The sequence below is a fragment of the Peptostreptococcus russellii genome, assembly GCF_900110295.1.
Classification (GTDB): Bacteria; Bacillota; Clostridia; order Peptostreptococcales; family Peptostreptococcaceae; genus Peptostreptococcus; species Peptostreptococcus russellii_A.
In genome coordinates this window covers 57,284-69,674 of record NZ_FODF01000009.1, presented here as the reverse complement: position 1 = coordinate 69,674, position 12,391 = coordinate 57,284, and the positions used below count along the sequence as shown (strand labels likewise).

Sequence of the window (12,391 nt, the reverse complement as noted above, 5' to 3'; positions counted from 1 at the left end):
TATTTCTTTAAAGTAAATTTAAAATCACTAAAAAAGAGAATTCATTATGTTATTAACTCAATCAGATATAGCTATACCAATGCAGTAGTAGAAGGTAAAAACAATATGATGAAGGTTTTTAAAAGAGTATTCTTCGGATTTAGAAGCTATAGAAATATGAGAGCTAGAATACTTTTAAGAGAACGATTTGAGATAAAATAGGTAGCATAGAAAGTTATCTATGCTACCTATTAATTAGATTAAATTATATGATATTTTTTCATCAACACTATTTGACAAAGAACCAAAATTTTTTCGGCATCTTTTTATAAAAATATATCTTATTCTACATTATTTAACTTTCACAAACCATGTATACTTATAGTATTATTTTAAGTATCAAATTGCTAGTTAATTTTTATCAACTTTACTATTTTTTAATCAATATCCTGAATTATACTTGGATCATCTGCACTACCACTTGAATTATTTGAATCATTTTGTGACTCATTTGTATTATCTGTCGTAGTATTATTTTCATTTGAACTTTCTTCTCCATTAGAAGAAGATCCTATAGGACTAATTGCCCATATTTTTCTTATTTGATCCTTTAATTCATCATATGACCATGTTTTATTTGTATTTATTATACTGTTAGGGTCGTTTATTAGGAAATCACCATTGCTATTATAGCCCTTTATAACTATAATATGACCTCTCTGAGTAAATATCCCCGGCTTAACACTTACTAATAATATTTGTCCATTATCAAGTGCTCTCTTCATTTTTGCTTCTACAGGAACTACGTCTCTTGATTCAAGACCGTACTTTTTAAGACCCGTTTCAAATAATTTCCAACTTGTAAAGTTATCTTTTGATATATATCCATTATCTTGACTGTATTTAGCTACATCATATGGATTAATGTCTGCATTCTTATCAAAATGCTTGATTACCATTGCAAGCGATGTAGGTCCACAACCTGTAAGTCCAATAATATCTTTTCCATAAGGTCTATAACCCCATCTTCTATCCCATTGAAGGAATAGTGGAACATCTCCATCTACATAATAACTTGATGTAATTCCTGATCTTATTGGCTTTTCATTGTACTTATCCTTGTCCTTATAGCTATATACAAAATCTACTATCTCGTGATTTGATATCAACTGATCTATAAGAGCTTCTGGATAAGAATTTATATTTTCAACTATATAATCAAGTCTCTTTGCCTCATCTGCATTAAGTTTGTCTCTCATTGCTTCAAGCTTTCTTTTCTTGTCTTCTATAGTTTCTTTCTTTTCTTCAACTTTGCTAGTATCTTCTTTCTTAGGAGTTGTTACAGCATTATTTGGTTTTGTCTTTGCACTATCATTTTTAAATTTGCCCATAGCTGCTGAAACTCCTAAAACAGCTACCAAAACTACAACTACTAAACCTATAAGCTTTTTGTAATTAATTTTTGTTTTGTTCTGTCTAGCCTTTCTTTCAGAAAGTTCTTTATTTCTATTGCTTCTACTTGTTTTGTCTCTCTCTTTTCTATTTGCTGAAGAATTTCTTCTGTTTTCACCAAGTGTCGAATCCTTAAGCTTAAGGATTTCCTCGATTTCTCTTTCTCTGGCCTTAACTTTTTCCTCTGCCTTTTCTATTTCAAAAATAGCAGTTTTATCTTCAATATAGCCATTTTCCTTATCTTCAAGCTTTATTTCCTTTGTTTTCGAATCGTCGCTTTCCTTTGAAACACTCAATTTGTCTTCATTCTTATTTTTATTTTCATTTTCTTTTTTCTTTACATCCTTTTTGGGAGTAACTCTTTCGAAATCAGAATATTCCTTGTATATTTCAACTTTAGACTTATCCATCTGAGCTCTCTCTCTAGCCTTCTGCCTTATGAACTCATCTTCATCTATATATTCACTTACATCTGTAATTCCCTTTTCTGTAGGCTCTACAGAAGTGTTATTATCTATATCAAGTGAATGTCCTTCAAAGTCAAAAGTTTCAGTATTTTGTCCATTATTTAAATTTGGATCATCAAGCTCTTTATTCTTTTCATCTAACTTTTGTTTTTTAAGCATTTCTATGCTTTCCTGCTTGTTAAACTGATTTCTTTTTGCACTCTCAGTTATAGGAGACGATTTTCTAGTCGCTAATTTCTTTGTATTTTTAGCAGTCTGTCTTCTTTTTTTAGCATTAAGTTCCGCTTCTTTAGCTGATATTGTTCTTACAACAAGCTCTTCAGAGTCTACATCAACTTCTTCTCCATCATTTTTTTCATGGATTCTGCTTAAAGCATTTGATTTATATATTTCTTCTTTTTCGCTCAAATCTTGAAATATATTTGCATATTTATTATCTGCTTTTTTATTATTTCCTTTATAAGTATATTTTGTATTCTTTTTGCTACCCGAAGCCATACTTTGCCCCCTTTCTCAAATAGAGTATTCCCTACTAATAATATCACAAAACAATAATTTTGTCATTTTAAAAAACAAAAAATAGAAGCCTTTAAACTTCTATTTTCATATTCCATTTTATTTCTTTTTTGTCATTATGACATCTCATTAAATTTCTTTTCTTTCTTTAATTTCACGCAATTTATTCTCAACCACATCTAAAGTAATCAGCTCAAGCAACTTCACTACTTCTTCATTCAAACTAGAGAAAAGTTCATCTACATATTCTGACATTCCACTTGCTATTAAGCAGTCTGATTCAATGTCACCTGAATGCCATTTAGACTCTATAATTTGTACTCCAACGGCTTCATATATCTCTCTAAGGTTTATATCCTTGCCATCTCTAGCAATCATATAGCCGCCATTTACACCTGCTTTAGTAACAACCAATCCACTTTTTTTGCATTTTGACATAACTTTTCTTATTCTTACAGGATTAGTGCATAGATTTTCTGAAAGTTCTTCGCTCGACCTTGATTTCTTATCATGAGCTAAAAATACCAATACGTGAAGCGCAATTATAAATTCACTCATCTGTGTGCTCCTTTCACATATTAGATATATCTATATAATTCATATAAAATATAAAAGATATCTTTTGTCTATATATTCTATATATTTACCCATTTACATATAGTCAAATCACAATTTCATTTGATTTTTAAATTATCATTCCCAAACTGTATTATACAACTTTTCAAAATAAAAATCTACACTTCCTATCTTTTAATAACAAAACCCCCTAAAAAGGGGGTCTCGTTATTGTAATTTTTATTAGGAATTTTTACTAAACTTATTTTTAATATTTATAATATATCTATTTAAAACAATTTAAAACTTATTTTTCAAGCTAATATCCTATTTTTAGTCCTCTCTCAATATGTTTAAATCTTTTCCTTGCATTACCTTATTCATAGTTCTAACTGAACACATCTTTCCGCACATTGTACAGCTATCGTTATGTTCTGGTGTTGATTCTTTTCTATATCTTCTTGCCTTTTCTTCATCTATTGCAATATCAAACATAGCTTCCCAGTCAAGTTTATGTCTTGCTTCTGCCATCTTATTGTCCCAATCTCTTGCATGAGGAACCTTCTTAGCTATGTCAGCTGCATGAGCTGCTATCTTAGTAGCTATAATACCTTCCTTCATATCATCAAGACTAGGTAGTCTTAGGTGTTCTGCTGGCGTAACATAGCACAAAAAGTCAACGCCGGCAGATGCTGCTATTGCACCACCTATAGCTGATGTTATATGATCATATCCTGGAGCTATATCAGTTACTATAGGTCCTAGAACATAGAAAGGAGCACCATGACAAAGTTTCTTTTCCATTAATACATTTGCTTCTATTTCATCTATTGCAACGTGTCCTGGTCCTTCTATTATTACCTGAACATTCTTTTCCCATGCTCTTAAAGTAAGCTCACCTAATGTAATAAGTTCCTTTATCTGGTCTGCATCAGTTGAGTCTGCAAGACACCCCGGTCTCAAAGCATCTCCAAGACTTAGTGTAACATCATATTCCTGACATATTTCAAGAAGTTCATCAAATTTTTCATAGAAAGGATTTTCTGCATTATTTAGTTCCATCCATGCATACATAAGAGAACCACCTCTTGAAACTATATTCATCTTTCTCTTATTTCTCTTAAATATTTCCATTGCTTCTCTGTTCATACCAACGTGTATAGTAACAAAGTCTACACCGTCTTTTGCATGCTTTCTTACAACATCAAGAAATTCATCTGCAGTTATATCTTTAAGTTCCTTGTCATAAAATCCTATTGCATCATATACTGGAACAGTACCAACCATTGCTGTTGACATATTTACAAGTTTTTTTCTAAATTCTTCTGTTTTTCCAAATGAGCTAAGATCCATTATTGCTTCTGCATCCATTTCTATTGCTTTTTGAACCTTTTCTAATTCCTTATCTACATCTGGGCAGTCTCTAGATATTCCAAGATTAACATTAATCTTAGTGCTTAAACCTTCTCCTACACCCTCAGCTTTTAAATTTTTATGGTTTTTATTTGCTGGTATAGCAATCTTTCCTTCTGCTACCCTATTCATTAGCAATTCAGGATCCATATATTCCTTTTCTGCAACTCTCTTCATTTCTTCTGTTAAAATACCCTTTTTAGCAGCTTCCATTTGTGTCTTATACATTACACTTACCTCCAAAATTTTTGTTTATTTTTACAAAATACAACTTTCATTGAAATTTCGTTCCAATCATTTATTAAGTTCTTAGTAATATTACTAGACTAGATTTTTATTACTTTATTTCATTGAATTTTTCTACTAATTCTTCTGTTCTTTTTTTACAGTCATCGCTTTTTAATATATCTGATATTACACAAATACCATCAATATTTGTTCCTTTTAAGTAATCCATATTTTCTACTTTTATACCACCTATAGCAAGAACTGGTATACTTACTTTGTCTGTAATTTCTTTAAGAGTCTCTCTACCTATTCCATCAGCATCTTTTTTAGTAGATGTAGCAAAAACTGCACCTACTCCAATATAATCTGCTCCATTTTTTTCTGCTTCCTTTGCTTCTTCTAAATTTCCTGCAGAAATTCCAATTATTTTGTTATATCCAATAAGTTTTTTTGCTATTTCAATTGGCATATCTGACTGTCCGAGGTGAACACCATCTGCATCAACTGCTAGAGCAATATCTATTCTGTCATTTATAACCATAGCTACATTATGTTTGTGGCATATTTCCTTAATTTTAACTGCTCTATCAAAGAAATCCCTTGTTCCTAAATCTTTTTCTCTAAGCTGTACAATATTTGCACCACCCTTTATACTTTCTTCAACACATTGATATAAATCTTTTCCAAGACAAGATTTTTCATCAGTTATTAAATACATTGAAAACTTATGATTTATCTTTTCTATGCTTATCTTTGCATACTTCTTTATAGTATCCGGGTCAAAATGATATATATTATTCATAACATCTACCCTATAACTAGCAATTCCATTTTTTTCTTTTTCTTCTCTCTCCAGCGCCTTTTCACCTGAAATGCTCATCGCCATCACTCCAGCAACTGCACTTACAAGTGGGGTATTCTCTGCTCCCAAGAAACTTCCTACTAAAGATGCTATCATACAACCTGTACCTGTAATATATGATAAAATATCCGATTGATTTTCTATTTTAACTAGGTATCTTCCATCGGTAATTATATCTATCTTCCCTGTAACAGCACAGGTACATCTATATTTATTTGCAATTTTAATTGCCGATTCAATAGCTTCACTACTTTCAGCCAATGAATCCACTCCTTTTGTAACTCCACTTTTTCCTGCAAGCGCCATAATTTCACCTGCGTTACCCTTGATAACACTCATGTGGACATTTTCCAATAGTTCTAAAATTGCTCTATCTCTATACTCAATAGCTCCCATACCTACTGGATCAAAAACTATTGGTATGTCATTATCATTAGCTGTTTTTCCTGCTTTAATAATAGTCTCTAATGGCTGTACATCTATAATCCCAAAGTTTAGCACAAGGCTATTAGCTATTTGGGTAAATCCCTCTACCTCTTCTTTTCCATCGGCCATAACAGGAGATGCTCCTATTGAAAGAGTTACATTGGCACAATCATTTATAGTAACGTAATTTGTTACCTGTTCAACAAGTGGATTTTTCTCCCTTACTTTTTTTATAGCTTCACATAATTTTTCTATCAATTTATCTTTATTCATGACATCCTCCAATTATATAGTCGCTTTCACGTCATCTTCTAACTCATTTATTTCATAAAATTCTGTATTCAAATTTTATTTTTAATTTTTAAAATCATACTTATATTACAAAAATTGTTTTCATTAATGATTCTAATATTAAAATTTACTTATCTATCATTTTAAGTTCTTTATATATTTCTCCCATGGGATTTGTTGGCCCACATCCATGACCAATATCAAGAGAATTTCTTATAGCATCCGTTATAAATTTTTTAGCATTAGCAACTGCTTTTTCTATTGGGTATCCTAATGCAAGATTTGATGCTATTGCAGAGGATAAAGTACAACCTGTTCCATGAGTATTCTTGGTATTTATTCTTTCATTATCATAAAAGAATACTTCCTTATCTTTAGTAACCAGTACATCACATGGTCTATCTTCTAGATGCCCACCTTTTATCAAAACATGATTTTTAGTAAAATCAGAAATTATTTTACCTGCATCTACCATATCTTTTGAATTTGATATTTTCAATTTATTATTTTTGTCTATCTGATACAATATACATTGAGCTTCGGATAAGTTTGGTGTAATCAAATTTGCTTTAGGAAGAAGTTCATTTACAAGAACGCTCTTTGCTTGCGAGTTTATAAGATCAAATCCAGAAGTAGAAATCATTACAGGATCTACTACAACATTATTTACCCTATAAACAGATATTGCGTCTGCTACTATTTTTATTATATTTATATCTGAAAGCATACCAACTTTTATAGCGTCAACTTCTATATCATCGAATATTGCCCTTATTTGTTCTCTTACCATTTTTTCCGAAACACTTTCAACACCGAGAACTCCTATCGTATTTTGTGCTGTTATGGCTGTTATCACACTCATACCATATACTCCATATGCAGCAAAAGTTTTTAAATCAGTTTGAATTCCTGCGCCTCCGCTACTATCAGAGCCAGCAATCGTCAATACCTTTTTCATCTACTCTCCCCCTCTAAAGTTATCTTTGTTCGCAAAATATAAATCATTACATAAAAAAGAGCATACACCTAAGTATATGCTCGCGTTTATCTTTTCATATAATATATTATCCATAAAAATTATAATTCCTACGCTGGCATTACCCAGATCAGGTTCAAAGGTCAAGGATCACATCCTTATCTCAGCCGATTTATCAGCCCCCTCATATATTATTCTATTTTGACTACAATTAGATAATAGCACAGAGATTAGTTTTTGTAAACCATTTCATTAAAGTAGTCCTGCAAAAATAGGAACAGTTATCACACTTGCTAAAGTCGTAAGAAATACACATCTTGATGAAAATGTTGTACTTGTATTGTATCTTTCTGCCATAATCGACAAAAGTGCTGGACTTGGAAGTGCTGCTGTAAAAAACATTATTGCGTATGGAAGGTCATTATTAGCCGATATATTAGTTAACTTAAAAATAAGAAGTATAGCCATCGGAACTATAACCATTCTAAAAACTGTCAGCCTATAGGCTTCCTTATCTGTAAACATATCTTTTACCTTATATCTTGAAAGTGATAATCCTACTACTATCATTGATAGAGGTGCAGTAAGATTAGATAAATAGGTAAGTAGAGATACTACAGGCTCTGGAACTTTAACCTCTCCAACAAATAATATCATTCCTACTAAAATTGCTGCGTTTTGTCTAGTAAACAATATGTTTTTTATACTTATCTTTTCCTTTGTTTCATAATTCATAGTTATCAATTTTACACCTAATGAAAATATTAGTATGTTTTGTACGATATTCCCCATTGCCATTATGAACAAACCTTCATTTCCGTATATTGCATACATTAAAGGATAGCCTATAAAACCATTGTTTGAAAAAACCATGCCAAAAATCCATCCACCGACATCTTTTTTATCGACTTTTATTATTTTTGTTACAAAATATGCAATGGCAACTACTGATAAATGATAGACTGTCATAATAAATAATACTCTAAATGTATCTTTCATCAATTCAGGACTATAAGGTCTTATCATTGAAACTATAATAGTTGCAGGTATACTTACATCAATAAGTAAATTCGTTAAATCACTAATGGAAGTATGCTTTATAACTTCTCTTTTTCCCAGAATATATCCAATAAACATTAAAATGAATAGTATTAATACGTTGGTAAATACTAATTTCACAAATTATCCTCCTTTATTTTTTTTAGCAATATTAGTATATCACACAGAGGAATCTATCGCTATTAATATATCCATTTTCTCTTCTTTTTTTAATATAAAACATATTTTCCTTATCTTTATATTGCAATTATCTATTTAAGCTATTTATAATTTTTATACATTCATGAATAATCTTGAACTTTTTTGCGTATCTTTAATATAGCATTTTTTCTTATTTTGCCAATAGTGGTAGCTGAACAGCCTAATTTTTTGGCGATTATCTTTTGAGTCTTGTCTTTTATATATATCTCTTCCATTATATATCGTTCTTTTTCTGACAGAATTGAAAATGAATTAATTACTACTTTATAATCAAATATTCTATCCATTTCCTCATTAAAATCCCTTACTATAGCACTGCTACTCTTATCTCTACTTTTATTGTCTAATTCAATATAACCCTCATTATCATAAGAAAACAATGAATTATTACTTTTTATAGCCAAAATCGCATCCATTATTTTTTTACTATCTATTCCTATTTCATTTGACATTGCATTTAATGTTTTTTCCGATATTTTATCTGGAATATCAGAAAACTTTCTACTAAATTTTGCATATATTGAGTTTGCTTCTCTTGAAACACTTATCATTCCGTAACATCGATAAGCATTTTTTATTGCAAATCTAACCCTACACGCAAGGAAAGTTCTAACTTTTACATCAATTCTAAAGTCATACTTTTCTATGGTTTCCATCACACCTATTATTCCTGTCTGAAAAAGATCTTCCTCATCCAAGCCTTTATTTTTATATATTATAACTTCTTTGTCAGCCTTAACAATTTTTTTTACATAAGAAATTTTACCCAGTATGAATAGTTCTCTAGCCTTCATATCCCCATGCGAACCTTTCCATACCAAAACTCTATCAAGATGATCTAAATAATCGTCGCCCTTTAGAGAAATATCTTCTAATATATCCACTTCTTCATTGGACAAGTCAAATTCATTTACATAGCTTTCAATTTCTTTAGTAAGATTCAATATTTCCATTTTATCACTCTCCCCCAAACAAAAAATTTTATAGAATAACTTTTTATAATCAAGGCTTTTTATAGAATATAGACATTTTACAAAAAAATAAATCATTTTTTATAAAATAAAAAAGCTTCTATGTATAATAATTCTACATAAAAGCTTTTTTTCATTTTTATTTTATTATTTTTTATTATATTTTAAAATTCTTAGTGAATTTATAACTGCTAAAATAGTTACACCAACATCTGCAAATATAGCAACCCACATATTAGTTAATCCTAATACACTTAATATTAGTACCAATACCTTTACACCTATGGCAAATATTATATTCTGCCATACTATTGTATTGGTCTTTCTTGCAATTTCTATTGCCGGTACTATCTTTGAAACTTCATCTGTCATAAATACCACATCCGAAGCCTCTATAGCAGCGTCGCTTCCTAATCCACCCATTGAAATACCTACATCTGCTCTAGCTATTACAGGTGCATCATTAATTCCATCTCCAATAAAGGCAGTCTTTGATGATTCGCTATTTTCACTCATTAGTTTTTCAACTATGTCTACCTTGTCATTTGGTAGAAGTTCTGAATAGTATCTATCTATTCCTATTTCATTAGCTACTTCCTCAGCTACTTCTTTTGAATCACCAGTTAACATAACTATATTTTTTATGCCGACAGACTTCATTTCCTTTATAGTATTCTTCATCCCTGGCTTAATCTTGTCTGAAATTTCTATTGAGCCACAGAAAATGCCATTTACTGCAATATATACTTTTGTAGTTGCTGCAAATATTTCATTGAACTTAATATTTTTAGACTTCATCAATCTATCATTTCCTGCTAATATTTCTATACCATCATATATTAGCCTTATTCCATGGGCACTTATTTCTTCATATTCCTCTATTTTGCTAATATCTATATCTACTTTACCCTTACAATAAGCAGTAATAGAATTTGCTATAGGATGAGATGATCTTGACTCTGCTATTGCTGCATACTTTAAAAGCTCATCTTCTGAAAAATCACCGTTTACATTCACCTTGCTTACTTCAAAAACACCCTTGGTAATCGTTCCTGTTTTGTCCATAAGTACAGTATCTACATTTTTCAATGCTTCTATATAGTTACTACCTTTGACAAGTATACCATTTTTAGAAGAAACACCTATTCCTGAAAAATAGCTTAAAGGAATTGACAACACTAAAGCACATGGACAAGATACAACAAGGAAAATTAGTCCCCTATATAACCAAGTTGAAAGGTCTTGTCCTAAAACAAATGTCGGTATTAATACTACTGCTACTGCTAAGGCTACAACTATTGGAGTATAGTATCTTGCGAAAACAGTTATAAAATTCTCTGTTTTAGCCTTCTTGCTTACAGAGTTTTCTACTAAGTCTAGTATTTTTGAAACTGTAGAATCGCTGAATTCTTTTGTAACTTCAACTTCTACAACTGCATTTTTATTGATTATACCTGAAGTTATCTCTTCACCTTCACCTATACTCTTTAATACTGACTCTCCAGTAATTGCAGATGTATCAAATCTACTTTTTCCCTTTACAATAACACCGTCAAGCGGTACCTTATCTCCAACCTTTACTATTATATGCTCACCAACTGATATATCATCAGGATCTTTTTCAACTATTTCTCCATTTTCTATAACATAGGCTATCTCAGGCTTTATATTCATCAATTCTTCGATATTTTTTCTCGACTTATTGACAGCCCTAGATTCAAAATATTCACCTATATTATAAAACAACATTACTCCTACAGCTTCTGGATACTCTCCTATTAATACAGCACCTATTGTCGCTATGGTCATAAGGAAATTTTCATCTAAGAAATTCCCTCTACTTATATTCTTAAAAACTGCTTTAAATACGTCTTTACCTGCAACAATATATGCTATTGCTAAAAGGGCAATATACACAGACTTTTGTACACCGAATTGATTTGCCAATATCCCTGCCCCATAGAAAAATATTGCTGTAATTATCATAATAAGTTTTCTTTTTTCTTTTGGCATTTCTGAAAACCTTGTTTTTTCTTTTTGTTTTCTACCTATATTATTGACATTCGACACTTTTTCTCCATGATGCTCATGACCAGAGCAAGAGCAAGAATTATGCTCTCCACAAGAACAAGAATCTTCTTTTTTAGTATCTTTTGGATTGTAAACTACATCCAAAGTTGCTGTTCCTCATCCACCTGTAGAACATCCACATGATTTTAAATCATTTTTATAATTTTTATTTGCTGAAACCTTTTTATCTAAAACTTCTATATCCAGTCCTGGTTCAGTAGTGTCGATTATATCTATTACTTTCTTTATCAAGTCTTCCTTATTATATCCATCCTTTATTTCAAATTTCAACACTCTATTAATAAAGTTTAAATTTGCTTTAGATACTTCTTCTAGCTTTTGAGTTTTTTCTTCTATTTTACCGGCACAGTTTGCACAATTCAAACCACCTAATAATATTTCAACCTTTTCCATAACCTCTCACAAGCCTAGGCTTGACTCCTTTCTTTTATTCACTTTATATTTCTATGTACAACTTCTATTTTTTATAAATTATTGCTATTTTAATAATACATTTCTTTAACATGGCATAAACCACAATCAAAAATCTTTCCTACATGTTCATCATCTAGAGAATAGTAAACTGTCTTTCCTTCTTTTCTAAACTTAACCAGTCTTCCATTTTTCAATACCCTTAACTGATGAGATATTGCTGATTGCGTCATTCCTAGCAACTCTGCAATATCACAAACACACATTTCTCTTTCAAAAAGAGAATATATTATTTTAATCCTTGTACTATCGCCAAAAATTTTAAATAAGTTCGCTAAATCATCTAACATTTCGTCTGTTGGTTGTTCTTTTCTTACTTCCTCTACAAGACCTTTATGTAGACAATATCCTTGACATAATTCTATATCTTCTTTTTTTATATCTTTTTTATCTGACATTATATACCTCCTAAAAAATAAATATACATTCTCTA

11 protein-coding genes and 1 riboswitch are annotated in these 12,391 nt (G+C 30.6%); of the genes, 1 reads left to right on the top strand and 10 read right to left on the bottom strand.

Annotation, left to right across the window (positions count from 1 at the left end; genetic code table 11):
* The coding region (locus BMY82_RS06525; RefSeq protein WP_144019724.1) for a transposase at positions 1-201 on the top strand (201 nt) is incomplete at its 5' end.
* 215 nt (positions 202-416) lie between these two features.
* Here BMY82_RS06525 and BMY82_RS06520 read toward each other — a convergent pair.
* The 10 genes from BMY82_RS06520 to BMY82_RS06480 all read right to left on the bottom strand — a co-directional run bounded on the left by BMY82_RS06520 (position 417) and on the right by BMY82_RS06480 (position 12,356).
* A complete protein-coding gene (locus tag BMY82_RS06520; protein WP_091975753.1) occupies positions 417-2,396 on the bottom strand; it encodes a C39 family peptidase in 1,980 nt (659 codons plus the stop codon).
* A gap of 147 nt (positions 2,397-2,543) precedes the next feature.
* Positions 2,544-2,972 carry an RrF2 family transcriptional regulator gene (locus BMY82_RS06515; protein ID WP_091975752.1) on the bottom strand — a complete coding sequence of 143 codons (429 nt, stop codon included), beginning with the start codon at positions 2,970-2,972 and terminating at the stop codon, positions 2,544-2,546.
* A 330-nt stretch (positions 2,973-3,302) separates the two neighbouring features.
* Positions 3,303-4,610: a phosphomethylpyrimidine synthase ThiC gene (gene thiC, locus BMY82_RS06510; protein ID WP_091975751.1), complete on the bottom strand. Its 1,308-nt coding sequence runs from the start codon at positions 4,608-4,610 to the stop codon at positions 3,303-3,305.
* A 109-nt stretch (positions 4,611-4,719) separates the two neighbouring features.
* The gene (thiM, locus tag BMY82_RS09685; protein ID WP_091975750.1) at positions 4,720-6,171 is read right to left on the bottom strand and encodes a hydroxyethylthiazole kinase; all 1,452 of its coding nucleotides are present in this window, start codon (positions 6,169-6,171) and stop codon (positions 4,720-4,722) included.
* A 145-nt stretch (positions 6,172-6,316) separates the two neighbouring features.
* Positions 6,317-7,147 (bottom strand): bifunctional hydroxymethylpyrimidine kinase/phosphomethylpyrimidine kinase, encoded by an 831-nt coding sequence (thiD, locus tag BMY82_RS06500; RefSeq protein ID WP_091975749.1) that lies wholly within the window; start codon positions 7,145-7,147, stop codon positions 6,317-6,319.
* Between the two features lie 108 nt (positions 7,148-7,255).
* A riboswitch (TPP riboswitch) is annotated at positions 7,256-7,361 on the bottom strand.
* A 56-nt stretch (positions 7,362-7,417) separates the two neighbouring features.
* Positions 7,418-8,344 carry an AEC family transporter gene (locus BMY82_RS06495; RefSeq protein WP_091975748.1) on the bottom strand — a complete coding sequence of 309 codons (927 nt, stop codon included), beginning with the start codon at positions 8,342-8,344 and terminating at the stop codon, positions 7,418-7,420.
* Positions 8,345-8,505: 161 nt separating this feature from the next.
* Entirely contained in the window at positions 8,506-9,378 is an 873-nt protein-coding gene (locus BMY82_RS06490) for a sigma-70 family RNA polymerase sigma factor (protein WP_180366752.1), read from the bottom strand.
* A 165-nt stretch (positions 9,379-9,543) separates the two neighbouring features.
* Positions 9,544-11,571, bottom strand: a complete 2,028-nt coding sequence (locus BMY82_RS06485) for a heavy metal translocating P-type ATPase (protein WP_330386693.1) — start codon at positions 11,569-11,571, stop codon at positions 9,544-9,546.
* Positions 11,572-11,583: 12 nt separating this feature from the next.
* Complete coding sequence (locus BMY82_RS09680; RefSeq protein WP_330386692.1) at positions 11,584-11,880, bottom strand: cation transporter; 297 nt, start codon at positions 11,878-11,880, stop codon at positions 11,584-11,586.
* Positions 11,881-11,969: 89 nt separating this feature from the next.
* The gene (locus tag BMY82_RS06480; protein WP_091975746.1) at positions 11,970-12,356 is read right to left on the bottom strand and encodes an ArsR/SmtB family transcription factor; all 387 of its coding nucleotides are present in this window, start codon (positions 12,354-12,356) and stop codon (positions 11,970-11,972) included.
* Positions 12,357-12,391 lie beyond the last annotated feature (35 nt).